The sequence below is a fragment of the Psychrobacter sp. YP14 genome (assembly GCF_003209315.1).
GTDB lineage: Bacteria > Pseudomonadota > Gammaproteobacteria > Pseudomonadales > Moraxellaceae > Psychrobacter > Psychrobacter raelei.
In genome coordinates, this window is the sequence record NZ_CP029789.1 from 1,376,784 (window position 1) to 1,389,720 (window position 12,937).

The following is a 12,937-nucleotide window of genomic DNA, read 5'->3' on the forward strand; positions in this document are numbered from 1 at the left end:
GCTATGAATTACCGAAAAACGATTTTGAGACAATCCAGCATGCCAGCCAAAATGATTTGTTAAGCATGTTAATCGCCTCTATGAGCGTTGTTAGCTCGGTTTAGTGTAGTATCGCCCTAAACTAAAAACAGCGGCTATAAGCGGCTATTTTTTGATGCTGGCGGGTATGATCGTCGGTGCCTTGACTCTTATTGTTTGGATATACGACGGCTTTATTGGCAAAATCAGACAGGTCATCATCAATTTGTCGATAAACATGGAAATTTGAACTGTTGGCAAAAACCTGTGAGTCCTCCTCTAATCGATGACAGGTTAAAGACTTATCAGTTATAAAATCGAGCACTATTAAGCGGCTTTGATCCTAAATTTGCGCACTACCGCTCACCACGTTACCGCTTAGGTCCAAAACTGCATTATCAGTATAGCGGACAAGTTCTTTGGCGTATAAGTCTTTAACGCCTGCCAAGTACAACCAACTCTCATTTATCCAGATATAGGTGATGTCACTGACCCAAGACTCATGAGGACGCTTAGCATCAAATTGCTGGTCAATCACGTTCGAATAGACCAGCTTATTGTGATTTGAGTCCGTAGTGACTTTAAAGCATTTGTCGCTTGAGCTGCTTTATTTCTTGAAGAGCACTCATAAGATCAGGATCATATTGTTCTGTGCCGATAAGCTTGCCTTGATTGGCTTTGTTGTTCCAGTTCGATAAGGCTTGCATGGCGATACCAAGCTGCTTCGCAGTCGCTGAAATATTTCCATTGTTGTCCGCTATCTTCTTGACGGCTTCTGCTTTGAATTCTGCACTGTAGGTTCTAATTTTCTTGACAAGGATAAACTCCGATTAATACGCTTAGTTTACCAAGTTTATTTGTACGGTTTCTTCAACATAGCTCAATTTGAGTATTAGCCCAAGATTCTTGAAACCCAATAACTTGTTAAATAAATCCCTTTAACCCGATTCTAGGCCAAAAATAGGCTCTCAGATTTGCACAGAACAGCACTAACCTAACACCTTGCTTTTATAATTCTATGCAAATACAGGTACCTATTATTCGTATGAAAATTTGTTTTTCTATCTAGTAAACTGTCACTTGCCAGCATTTATGTGTTATTTGCTCTATAATAAACTAAATTATCCCCAAGGTACACTTGGGGATGATTGTGCATAAAAGCTTTTATATATAAGGGTTTTATTTTTATAAAGATGATTTTGGTGTCCAGTTTGGTGTCCAAATAATAGGATATTTAGTACTGGATTTTAGAGGCAAGACTACAGATAAAAGACGGTGATTATTAAACTGTATGCCTTTAATGCTAGGCGTTAGGCGTGATGAAGATTACTAACAATACTTTAGCACAATAAAAGCGAAGATTGTACAAAAATGTGTGCTCCTATTTATATGACAAAACAACAAAGTGAGTAGTATGGTTATTCATAATAGACGGGATATTAATAGACTTGAGTGCCGTGACAAAGATTATTTGGTCGCAGTCGCTGGCGTACCCGGACTTAGTGTACGTATCTATCCCAATGGAAAAAAAGAATATTATCTGCGTTACCCCCATCCACATCAGCCCAATAAACGTCCGCGTATGAGGTTGGGTTCTGTGGAAGATATCAGCCTGCATGAGGCAAAAACCAAAGCTGAGTCTATATTGGATATGGTGCGAAATGGCACCGACCCTAAAGCCATACGTCAGCAAAAGCAGGTGAATAAATATGCGCATCTAAAAAACGCCACGTTTGCTGAGATTGCTGCAGCTTGGCGTGATAATAAAATCAATAGCCGCCGCCAACGTAAGACCGGCAAGCGCACCTTTAGCGAGTCAACCTTAAAGTTTTGGGATTTGTGTCTGGGTTATATGTGCGCCGAGATTGGTAACTTGAGGATGAATGACATCACCAGTGAAACCATCTTGAATGTTTGTGAGTCTATTCAAAAGAACGATAATGAAGCTGCCTTCGTGGGTGCCAGTACCCGTTTATATACCGAAAAGGTGTTTTCATTCGCCGTGGCTCGTGGGTTATGTGACACCAATGTCGCCATTTATACCCGTGGAGAGCTGGCACCAGCGGGCTCAGGAAAACACTTGCCAGCACTGACCAAACCCGATGAGTTTGCCGCTTTATTGAAGGACATGGCGACGTTTACTGCAGCAAGTGAGCTGACGTTAATGGCAATGAACTTATTGCCTTATGTCTTTGTGCGCAGTATTGATTTACGCTCTATGCGCTGGGATGAGATTGATTGGGCGCATAAGCTCTGGGTTTTTTCACCAACCAAAGGCGAAGGGCGTGAAGATATGGTCTCAAGCTTGGTGGTGCCTTTAGCAGATCAGGTGATGACTCGCCTGCGTGACATCCAAAAAATAACCGGTGATAAGCCTTATGTGTTCGCCTCGATACGCAGCTCAAGCAATGCTTATATGAGTAAGGCCACTTTGGTTCAGGCATTTCACCGGCTGGGTTACAAGGGAAAACATTGTACGCATGGATTTCGAGCCGCCGCCAAGACACTGCTTATGGAGCAGCCCGAGCTTCGCTATTCAGACATTGTCACTGAGCTACAGCTCGGCCACAGGATCAAGGATACCCATGGCGGAGCGTACAACCGATTGGATGAAATAAGCACACGTACTCAAATGATGCAGCACTGGGCTGACTATATTGATAGTCTGCGCAGCCGTTAATACCAAGTGGCCTGCTCTACTAGTCTTTCGCTACTAGTCTTTTTTCATTTTTACCACATTCATGCTGGGATAAGCTAAGTCAATCTTGTATTTTTTGCCACCTCGATAAGCGGTGGTTTTGACAATGCCTTGCTTTTGTTTATAGTCGACTTTCTGTACTTGGTAACCCATTGCATTTAGCTTACGTGTGGCCAGTCGTTCGGCATTACCTTGGTTGTACTCGCTCTTGTTATATTTTTTGTTTTGATGCTTTTTGTTCTGCTTATAGGTATTATGCCCTTTTTTATCATAGGTACCATTAGGATAGTGCATCCCTCGAGTATCCAGAGGTGTCGATGCACAGCCCACAACAGCTGCACTCAAAAATATAGCAGTAAATCCTGTGGCCAATGTTTTAAGTTTTATCATGCGGATTTATCCTTATAAAATCAATTTACCCAGTACTCTTTAGCTAAATCAGGGCTTGAAATATTTCATTACAAATATATGACTATGATAGCTGTCTTATATTGATAGTTAGTATCTTAAGCGTTATAAGTTGTAATTGCTCAGTCTATGTGTCGGCCGGAGTCAATGCAGAGCATAGGACCATATAAATGGAAAAAACCGAGCGGTTTAGACTCGGTTTTTTAGATGATTTACTACAAATAAATTAACTTTTTTTAGTACTTAGAGCGGGCTTAACTTTAAATCTGACAAATCTCAGAGCGCACAATAAAGCGCTTGCCCTCAGGTATCTCAAGCGAGAAGCTAGCACCGCGTCCGGCCACAACATCTATCGTTAAGTCAGTATGCTGCCATAGTTCAAACTGAGCCTTGCCCATATAAAAAGGACAGCCGCCAATCTCGCCTACCAGCACATCCTGCCCTCCTGTCTTAAACTCACCAAGCGGATAACACATAGGTGAGCTGCCATCACAGCAGCCGCCAGATTGGTGGAACATCAGCTCGCCATGCTTAGATTTTAATAACTCAATGAGCTCAATGCAGGCTGGCGTGGCATCAACTTTCATAATTTGTACTCCTAAAATATTCAGCCTTGTCATTATGGTTTGGTAATGAGCACCTTAAAATTAAAAAAAGCAATCCACCTGACGATAGATTGCTTTGGTAAGTTGATACAGAGTTGAATTTAGGTTTTAAAAGAAGCCCATCGCCTTGGTGCTATAAGAGACCAGCATATTTTTGGTTTGCTGATAATGATCTAGCATCATTAGATGGTTTTCACGACCAATACCTGACTGCTTGTAGCCACCGAAGGCTGCGTGTGACGGATATAGGTGGTAGCAGTTGGTCCATACACGGCCTGCTTGGATGCCACGGCCAAAGCGATAAGCTTTATGCACGTTGCGGGTCCAGATACCTGCGCCTAAGCCATACAAGGTATCGTTAGCCAAGCGTAATGCTTCCTCATCATCCTTAAAGGTAGTTACCGCCAGCACAGGTCCAAAGATTTCTTCTTGGAAAATGCGCATGTCGTTGGTGCCCTCAAAGATAGTAGGCTGCACATAATAGCCGCTGGCAAGATCGCCTTCATGCTTGGCCTGCTCACCGCCGACCAGCACTTTAGCACCTTCTTTTTTACCAATATCTAGATAAGATAAGATTTTTTCTAACTGATCTGAGCTGGCTTGGGCACCAACCATGGTTTCGGTATCTAGCGGGTTGCCAAGTTTAATGGCTTTAACGCGCTCAATACAGCGTTTGATAAATTCATCATAAATGCTCTCATGCACCAGTGCACGTGAAGGACACGTACAGACTTCACCTTGGTTGAGCGCAAACATCACCAGACCCTCTACCGCCTTGTCTAAGAAATCATCGTCTTCATCCATGATGTCTGCAAAGAAGATATTAGGACTCTTACCACCAAGCTCTAGCGTAACAGGAATAATGTTTTCACTGGCGTATTGCATGATTAGGCGACCGGTGGTGGTTTCACCTGTGAAAGCGATTTTGCTAATACGAGGGTTTGACGCAAGTGGCTTGCCTGCCTCTACCCCAAAGCCATTGACCACGTTTAATACGCCTTTTGGCAAGATGTCTGCCAGCCCAATGGTTTCAATTAAATACAAGATTGAGGCAGGCGTCTGCTCAGCCGGCTTAAGTACGATACAGTTACCTGCAGCCAATGCCGGAGCAATTTTCCAAATCGCCATAAGTAGAGGGAAGTTCCAAGGGATAATCTGACCGACCACACCTAAGGGCTCATGGAAATGATAGGCTACGGTATCTTCATCAATTTGACTGATGCCGCCTTCTTGAGCACGGATGGCGCCGGCAAAATAACGCAAATGATCGATAGATAAAGGGATATCTGCTGCTAGGGTTTCTCTAACTGGTTTGCCGTTTTCATAACATTCGGCCACCGCGATTTTTTCAAGATTTTCTTCCATCTTGTCAGCGATTTTTAGCAGGATATTTGAGCGCTCTGTGACACTGGTTTTGCCCCAAGCTTCTTTGGCCGCATGTGCAGCATCTAGGGCTTTTTCGATGTCGGCAGCTTTTGAACGGGCAACTTGGCAAATGAGTTTGCCGTCGATAGGACTGGTGTTATCAAAATACTCACCATCAATGGGAGCAACCCACTCTCCGCCAATAAAATTATCGTATTTTTCGCGGAATTTAACCAAGCTATTGTCAGTATTTGGGGTTTGGTAAAGCATGTGACGCTCCTTGTGATTATTATTAAGCCTTAACCTTTTGTTATTTTTGAATAAATAAGCGTTAAGGCCGGTTCTTATAAGCCGCAATTCTCCTTTGCGTGCTTGCTTATCCTAATCCCTAATTAGTTAGAAGGGAAGTTACTTATTTTATGCGGTGCTTGCTTAATAGATAAAATATAGTTATAAAATATGCTATCAGCAAACTTAGGGTTAACTTAAGTGTATTTTTAATGATACGTTCTGCTTCTGCTGTGGGTTTTATAACTAAAGGAGTGGTCGGTCATAACCATATTCAATTAGTTGCAATACTATACGTGATAGTATATTGAGTTTTTTGAAAGCTGAGCTTAGCGCTTATGATTACTGCCACCACTGCCAGTTGCGCTGATCTAAGCTTTCTGACTCATTCGAGGTATTTATGAGCGCAGCATCCCCTAATTTAGATCAAAACTCGGATAAATTTAACTGGCGTATCTTCGGCCCTGGCATCTTGCTAGCTACTGGCGCTGTTGGTGGCTCACATCTTATTTCATCGACACAAGCTGGCGCGTTATATGGCTGGCAATTGGCGATTATGATTATTCTCGCCAACTTTTTTAAATACCCCTTTTTTAAATTCAGCACCGACTATGTGTATGACACAGGGGAGTCACTAATTGCCGGTTACGCCAAAAAATCGCGGGTATATCTTTGGTTATATACCTTGCTTTTGTTAGCGTCAGCGCTTATTAGCGTGGGTGCTGTGGCCTTGTTAACCACGGTTATTTTGGGCTTTATGTTGCCCTCAAGCATCAGTCCCTCGATGACGGTACTGTCATTTATCGTTATGGGCGTCTCTTGGCTGTTTTTGGTGTTGGGCCACTACAAGCTGCTCGATAAGTTCAATAAGTGGATTATGGCCGCTTTAATTGTCTCAACCATTGCTGCTGTTATGATTGCAGCGGGTAAGCCGACGGTTATGGCACCAGATTTCATAGCCGCTTCGCCTTGGAATATGGCTTCGCTGGGCTTTATCGTGGCCTTAATGGGTTGGATGCCAGCACCGCTTGAATTTGCGGCCATGACCTCGATGTGGACCAAAGAAAAGGTAAAAGCCGATCACACTACCCACCGCCAAGGTTTAATTGACTTCAATGCCGGCTACATCTCAAGTGCCATTTTGGCGCTGTTTTTCTTAGCGCTTGGGGTCTTTGTACAATATGGCACAGGGACCGAGATTCAAACCCAAGGCGGCGCTTACATTACTCAATTAATGAATATGTACACCGCCACCATTGGCGATTGGTCCAAGTTATTGGTGGCGTTTGTGGCCTTTATGGTAATGTTTGGCACCACCATTGCCTGTGCCGATGGTTATGGCCGCTCTATTGCTGAAGGGATGCGTTTGATTAATAACAATCCAAACGAGGCCTCGCAAACCCAGATTTTTTGGTGGACCACCTTTTCAGCCTTAGGCGGCTTTGTTCTTATCACCTTTTTCAAAGGTCAGCTTGATATCATGCTTAAGTTTGCGATGATTTCAGCCTTTGTGTTAGCCCCTGTGTATGGCTGGCTCAACTATTCATTGATTAAAAGTCAGCAACGACTGTCACCGCTTATGACCTTTTATAGTATCTCAGGCCTTATCTTTTTAGCGGGTATCGCTTTATTGTTTATGGCACAGCTGACAGGGATTCTTGCCTAGCGCTTTGCTAGTAAAAACTTAAATAAATTTAAAAAACACACCTACTGCACCTATGAGTAATCTTATAAACCAAGCCCTTTAAAATAAGCACAAATTAAGGTTAACCTGCTATGAGCACATCTTCGACTCACGCCTCGCCCAAAGACAAAGGCATTAATTGGCAAGCTTTTGGTCCCGGTATCTTACTGGCCTCAGCGGCCATTGGGGGCTCACATCTTATCTCATCGACACAAGCTGGCGCGTTATATGGTTGGCAATTGGCGATTATGATTATCCTCGCCAACTTTTTTAAATATCCCTTTTTTAAATTCGGTACCGACTATGTTTATGAAACCGGAGAGTCGTTGGTTGCCGGATATGCCAAAAAATCACGCCTATATCTGTGGGCATTTTTTATCTTATCTTTGGCAGCTTCGATCATTAGCACCGGTGCAGTGGCGCTATTGGCGGCAGTTATTCTAGGGTTTATGTTGCCTGAAAGCTGGGGGCTATCTAATGGTGTTTTGTCGATTATCGTCATGGGCGTGTCTTGGCTATTTTTGATTCTCGGTCACTACAAGATGCTTGATAAGCTTACCAAATGGATTATGGTGGCGCTGACTGTGACCACGTTAGCTGCGGTGATTATTGCGGCAGGCAAGCCTACCATTATGGCACCAGATTTTGTGGCCGCCTCACCTTGGAATTTGGCCACCTTGGGCTTTATTGTGGCCTTAATGGGCTGGATGCCAGCACCACTTGAGTTCTCAGCGATTAATTCTATGTGGATTTCGGCCAAAGTAAAATCGGACCACACCACGCACCGTCAGGGCTTAATTGACTTTAATGTCGGTTTTATCGCCACCTCTTTATTGGCACTGGTATTTTTGGCATTGGGTGTGTTTGTACAGTATGGCTCAGGCGTTGAAATCCAGACCCAAGGCGGTGCTTATGTGGGGCAGCTGATTAGTATGTACACGGCCACCATTGGTGAGTGGTCACGTTTCTTGGTAGCCTTTGTGGCCTTTATGGTGATGTTTGGTACCACCATTACCTGTGCTGATGGTTATGGCCGTATCAATGCCGAAAGCTTACGATTAATCAAAGACGATGCCAATATTTCACAACAGCAAATCATCCTGTGGACCACCTACTGTATTGTGGGCGGCTATATTATTATCACCTTCTTTACTGGGCAGCTGGGCGCTATGCTAAAGTTTGCTATGATTACAGCTTTTGTTTCAGCCCCAATTTTTGGTTGGTTAAATTACTCACTAGCCAAAGATCAGCAGCACCTATCAGCTGGCATGAAGCTGTACAGTATTGCCGGCTTGATCTTCTTAGGCGGTATTGCTTTGTTGTTTATGGCGCAATTATTTGGCCTAATCTAAAAAAACCTCTCTGTTTAGCCTCTTTAAAAGACCTTACAATAGCCGTAAGGTCTTTTTTTATACCCCCTTTTATACCCCCTCATATTTAGCTGGCTTAAGCGCAGGGTTGGATTAGGGTTAGAATTGTAATTACAATCCAAAGGTTTCGTTGTATGCTATCTTAATAGCGACAATACGCCTTTTTTGGCACGTTTTTTGGTGATTTTCTTTTGGCCCCTTAGATAGATAACTGGAGTAAGTGCCATGACCTTAATTCCCGTACGTCCTTTTGTGAGCGCAGTTGTACTGGCCACCCTCACTGCTTTGGCAGGCTGTGATACGCGCACCCAAAACCCAATGATGCAGACCATTCCTACCGATGCCGAGAAGTGGCAAGACAAATTGGGTGACACCTTAGAGCAGCTTTCAGAAGAAGATCGCCAGCTTCTAAGCCGTTATATGCTACGGATGCGTTTAAGTGACGCTTATGAAAAAGGCGCTGTCCCTAGAATTACCATTGGCCGGGCATTAGAGCAGCAGCGAAAGTACGAAGCACTGCATCCGGATAATCCCACAGGTAAAAAAAGCCCAGTAACCACAGCTGTGCAGCCTGATAACTATCCGATAACCCTACTGCCGGCCAAAACCAGTGAAAACGACAGTTTGAATAATGTTAAATTGTCTTTTGTGCTGTCAAATGAAGGGCAAACAGCTGTAAAAAGCTTTAAAGGTACCTTAATGCTGCGTTATCCGGCATTCAAAAAACCCAAGCCGGTGGTCATTCCTTTTACCCTATTTGATCCGCCCATGTCGCCCAAACAGTCTCGGAAAATGGAGGCGGATGTGAGCATAACTGACATCAATGTGATGAAAGCCATTCAAAATCCACAAAATATTGAAATTGAGATAACCAATGGCGCTATGGTATTAGAAGATGGTCGCGAGATTGTGTTTAAGTAAGCACTATTTGGTGCAATTTATGTGTTTTAACGTATGGTGAGTGAGTGATGCAGTTAAAAAGATTGACCGCCTTTCATAGCGTAGCACGCTTAAAAAGCTTTAGTGAGGCAGTATCACAAACCCAGCTGTCACAGCCGACTTTAAGCCGCTTAATCAAGCAGTTAGAGGATGATCTGGGCGTTATCCTCATTGACCGCTATCATCGTCCGTTACAGCTGACTGAGGCGGGCAGATTTTTTTATGAAAAAATTGATATCATCTTAAAAGAGCTCGATAGCACCATCAGTCTGACCCAAAAAATCGCGCATCCGCCAGATACCCTAAACATTGGCTTTGTGCCCTCAGTGCTTTATGGCTTATTACCGACGGTTATTTCAAGGTTAAAGCAGCGCTTGCCGAATTTGGAGGTGCATTTAAAAGACATCAGTTCCTTCAAACAGATCGGTGCGCTCAAGGCCGGCGAGATTGACGTGGGTTTTGGCCGATTTGCCCATAACGATGAGCATATTTATCAGCTGTTACTACGTCATGAACGCTACGTCGCCGCCCTTCCCAATACTCATGAACTGGCTGGCAGCCATGATATTCACTTATCACAGCTGCAAAATAGCCGAGTTATCTTATACCACCAAACCCATCTTCCTGTCCCTCAACTTGCCAGCGCTTCAACAACTGAGGCTCAAAACACAGACCCTAGTCTTATTAGCGAGCCGCTGCTGCATCTTTTTGCCAAGCGCTCAGCCTTACCGCATCACACCACCTCGGTTAGTGACATTCAGTTGGCATTAGGCTTGGTAGCCGCCGGTGAAGGCATAACGTTAGTGCCTGATAGCCTAAAATCAGTACGCTCTGAGCAAATCAGTTACCGCACCTTAATTCATGAAGATGCCACCTCACCGATTTACATCTGTAGCCTTACTACCCCCACGCACCCAGCCTTTACTACCTTACTTGAGGTGATTTATGCCATTTATGAAGAGCGTGGTATCACCTATCGCCGAGTGATCTAATTCTTTATCAGCTGTATTTTCTACACAAATTGTAATTTTTTGTAAAAAAGCATCTGGTTTTTGATTGCTCTATTTTGCATATTTTAAATACGGCTTAAGATAAATCATCAAAATTCAAATAACCATACTCATTTTATGAATAGTATTAGTAAAAATACATCTAATATTTAGTATTTGTAATTAATATCGCTTTATACCCCTCTTCCTTATTGGCCAATTTAGGGCTATTCTTATTGAAAATACAATCTGCATAAAAATAAGTTATCCCTCCCCCTTCTATTCAAAGGACTGATTATGAGCACTTATTCTGCCGGCAAGCGCTTTCGCGAAGCCCTCTTAGCACAAAAATCAAATAACCAGCCGCTACAAATTGTCGGTACCATCAACGCCTATACCGCCATGATGGCCAAACAAGTTGGTCACAAAGCCATTTACTTATCAGGTGCTGGCGTGGCAAACGCCTCATACGGTCTACCAGATTTGGGTATGACCAGTCTTGATAACGTATTAGAGGACGCCAGCCGTATTACCAATGCGGTGGATACACCACTATTGGTCGATATCGATACCGGTTGGGGCGGTGCATTTAATATCTCGCAAACCATCAAAAAGATGGAAAAAGCAGGTGTTGCAGCAGTGCATATCGAAGACCAAGTGGCGCAAAAGCGCTGTGGTCACCGTCCAAACAAAGAAATCGTGTCAACCGCCGAGATGGTTGACCGTCTTAAAGCGGCGCTTGATGCCAAAGTCGATCCAGACTTTGTGGTGATGGCACGTACTGATGCCCTATCGGTCGAAGGCTTAGAAGCAGCTGTTGAACGTGCCGTGGCTTTTGAAGAAGCTGGCGCCGATATGATTTTCGCTGAAGCATTAACCGATATCGAGATGTATCGTAAATTCACCGATGTATTAAACATTCCGGTACTCGCCAACATGACTGAGTTTGGCCAGACTGACTTATACACCACAGAGCAGCTATTTAATGTGGGCGTCGATATGGTGTTATACCCACTATCGGCCTTTCGTGCGATGAACAAAGCGGCGCTAAACGTGTATCAGCATCTATTAAATGATGGTACTCAAGAAGCTGTGGTCGATACCATGCAGACGCGTATGGAGCTATATGACTTCTTAAATTATCACCAGTTTGAACAAAAGCTAGATGAGCTGTTTGCTCAAAAGAAGTAAACATCTTAAATGTGAAAAGTTTTAAGAAGGTATTTTCGAGTAAACCAAATATTTTAATTTAATAATAGTTTGAAGGTTTGTAGCGTCACAAGGCGGTTGACTGCAGATTGTACAAATCGTACATCTAAGGAAACCAACACAGTGACGCTGCAACATACAAACTATTTCAGCCACCAAACAAAAAAAGGATTTTTACTATGGCAGCAGGTAAACAACTATCAGGCGCAGGCTTACGTGGTCAAGTAGCAGGTAAAACGGCATTATCAACCGTCGGTAAATCAGGCTCGGGCTTAACTTACCGTGGTTATGATGTCAAAGACTTAGCCGAAAATTGCATCTTTGAAGAAGTCGCCTATTTATTGTTATACGGTAATTTGCCTACCCAAGCCCAGCTTGATGACTACAAAGCCACGCTAAAACAATTGCGTGATCTACCGCAGCCTCTAAAAGACGTATTAGAGCGTATTCCACAAGATGCGCACCCAATGGATGTGCTGCGTACGGGCTGCTCGATGCTAGGTAACTTAGAGCCAGAAGACAGCTTTGATGAGCAGCTGGACAAAACCAACCGCATGCTATCAGCCTTCCCAGCGATTATTAACTACTGGTACCGCTTTAGCCACGAAGGCGTCAAGATTGACTGCGTGACCGATGCCGAAACCATTGGTGGTCACTTTTTGCAATTATTAAAAGGTGACAAGCCAAGTGAGCTACACGAGCGTGTGATGAATGTGTCGCTTATCTTGTACGCTGAGCATGAGTTTAACGCCTCGACCTTTACCGCGCGTGTCTGTGCCTCCACCCTGTCAGATATCTTCTCTTGTATCACAGGTGCCATCGGCTCGTTACGTGGTCCGTTACATGGCGGTGCCAATGAAGCAGCGATGGAGCTAATCGAAGGCTTTGAATCGCCAGAAGACGCAGAAGCTGGCTTGCTGCGTATGCTAGATAACAAAGACAAGATTATGGGCTTTGGTCACGCCATTTATAGCGAATCAGATCCACGTAACGTCATCATCAAGCAGTGGGCTGAAAAACTAGCCGCCGATGTCGGCGATGAGGTGTTATACCCAGTATCTGTGCGCTGTGAAGAGGTGATGTGGCGTGAGAAAAAACTGTTCTGTAACGCAGACTTCTTCCATGCCTCGACCTATAACTTTATGGGTATTCCAACCAAGCTATTCACGCCAATCTTTGTCTGCTCTCGCCTAACCGGCTGGGCTGCACACGTATTTGAGCAACGCGCTGATAACCGTATTATCCGTCCAAGTGCCGAATATGTGGGCGAAGCGCCACGTGAGGTAACGCCTATCGCTGAGCGCGGTTAGTTTATAAAGTAGAGTCAGATTGTTTAGGGCTCTATCTTTTTTATTGAAGATAGG

11 protein-coding genes and 1 pseudogene are annotated in these 12,937 nt (G+C 43.9%); 7 read left to right on the plus strand and 5 right to left on the minus strand.

The window, feature by feature from the left end:
- Positions 1–121 precede the first annotated feature (121 nt).
- Both DLE54_RS05785 and DLE54_RS05790 read right to left on the minus strand, forming a co-directional pair.
- On the minus strand, positions 122–343 hold the full coding sequence (locus DLE54_RS05785) for a hypothetical protein (RefSeq protein WP_110816555.1): 222 nt from the start codon (positions 341–343) through the stop codon (positions 122–124).
- A gap of 69 nt (positions 344–412) precedes the next feature.
- Positions 413–839, minus strand: a pseudogene (locus tag DLE54_RS05790) (transposase); the annotation flags it as partial.
- A 593-nt stretch (positions 840–1,432) separates the two neighbouring features.
- Here DLE54_RS05790 and DLE54_RS05795 point away from each other — a divergent pair.
- On the plus strand, positions 1,433–2,698 hold the full coding sequence (locus DLE54_RS05795) for a tyrosine-type recombinase/integrase (RefSeq protein WP_110816556.1): 1,266 nt from the start codon (positions 1,433–1,435) through the stop codon (positions 2,696–2,698).
- A 33-nt stretch (positions 2,699–2,731) separates the two neighbouring features.
- On the opposite strand, the gene DLE54_RS05800 is transcribed toward DLE54_RS05795, so the two are convergent.
- From DLE54_RS05800 to adh, 3 genes are all read right to left on the minus strand, one after another.
- Positions 2,732–3,106: a PepSY domain-containing protein gene (locus tag DLE54_RS05800; protein WP_110816557.1), complete on the minus strand. Its 375-nt coding sequence runs from the start codon at positions 3,104–3,106 to the stop codon at positions 2,732–2,734.
- A gap of 278 nt (positions 3,107–3,384) precedes the next feature.
- Complete coding sequence (locus tag DLE54_RS05805) at positions 3,385–3,711, minus strand: DUF779 domain-containing protein (protein ID WP_011960447.1); 327 nt, start codon at positions 3,709–3,711, stop codon at positions 3,385–3,387.
- Between the two features lie 126 nt (positions 3,712–3,837).
- Positions 3,838–5,364, minus strand: a complete 1,527-nt coding sequence (gene adh / locus DLE54_RS05810) for an aldehyde dehydrogenase (RefSeq protein WP_011960448.1) — start codon at positions 5,362–5,364, stop codon at positions 3,838–3,840.
- 418 nt (positions 5,365–5,782) lie between these two features.
- Here adh and DLE54_RS05815 point away from each other — a divergent pair, with 418 nt between their 5' ends.
- The 6 genes from DLE54_RS05815 (at position 5,783) to prpC (ending at position 12,883) form a co-directional block, all read left to right on the plus strand.
- Positions 5,783–7,048, plus strand: coding sequence for an NRAMP family divalent metal transporter (locus tag DLE54_RS05815; RefSeq protein WP_110816559.1), 1,266 nt, complete (start codon positions 5,783–5,785; stop codon positions 7,046–7,048).
- Positions 7,049–7,158: 110 nt separating this feature from the next.
- Positions 7,159–8,418 (plus strand): NRAMP family divalent metal transporter, encoded by a 1,260-nt coding sequence (locus DLE54_RS05820; RefSeq protein WP_110816560.1) that lies wholly within the window; start codon positions 7,159–7,161, stop codon positions 8,416–8,418.
- Between the two features lie 243 nt (positions 8,419–8,661).
- The gene (locus tag DLE54_RS05825; protein WP_110816561.1) at positions 8,662–9,357 is read left to right on the plus strand and encodes a hypothetical protein; all 696 of its coding nucleotides are present in this window, start codon (positions 8,662–8,664) and stop codon (positions 9,355–9,357) included.
- A gap of 47 nt (positions 9,358–9,404) precedes the next feature.
- Positions 9,405–10,367, plus strand: a complete 963-nt coding sequence (locus tag DLE54_RS05830) for a LysR family transcriptional regulator (RefSeq protein ID WP_110816562.1) — start codon at positions 9,405–9,407, stop codon at positions 10,365–10,367.
- Positions 10,368–10,661: 294 nt separating this feature from the next.
- Positions 10,662–11,555: a methylisocitrate lyase gene (prpB, locus tag DLE54_RS05835; protein WP_011960453.1), complete on the plus strand. Its 894-nt coding sequence runs from the start codon at positions 10,662–10,664 to the stop codon at positions 11,553–11,555.
- Positions 11,556–11,752: 197 nt separating this feature from the next.
- Entirely contained in the window at positions 11,753–12,883 is a 1,131-nt protein-coding gene (gene prpC / locus DLE54_RS05840) for a 2-methylcitrate synthase (RefSeq protein WP_110816563.1), read from the plus strand.
- The last annotated feature ends 54 nt before the right edge of the window (positions 12,884–12,937 follow it).